This window comes from Bacillus sp. 05T31 (assembly GCF_056396725.1).
The window spans coordinates 1-368 of sequence record NZ_JBFTMA010001505.1 but is presented as its reverse complement, the minus strand read 5'-3'; the positions used below and the strand labels follow the sequence as shown (position 1 = coordinate 368).

The 368-nt window shown below is 29.3% G+C and carries 1 pseudogene; it reads right to left on the bottom strand.

Going from position 1 to position 368, the window contains the following annotated elements:
• A pseudogene (locus AC1DJR_RS34085) lies at positions 1–311 on the bottom strand (HAMP domain-containing protein); the annotation flags it as partial.
• Positions 312–368: the final 57 nt, after the last annotated feature.

The window sequence follows — 368 nt, the reverse complement described above, 5'->3', positions numbered from 1 at the left end:
ATATCTTGCTGCAATTGATTAATATATGAATGCAAAGCTTTAGAAAGTGTATTAATATTTTGTGATAAAGCACCTATTTCATCCTTTGTAGTAATAGGTATCGTCTCTGAGAAATCTAAACTAAAGCACCTATTTCATCCTTTGTAGTAATAGGTATCGTCTTTGGCGATTTTATTTGAATAATAGAACGATATCAAAACGATTAAAATCAAAACAAATATAATTAAATATACATAATAATCCTTTATCATTTGCACAGCTTCATCAACTGGCTGTAATGATGTCATAGCAAATATATAATTTACCTTACCCCAGCTTCATCAACTGGCTGTAATGATGTCATAGCAAATATATAATTTACCTTACCC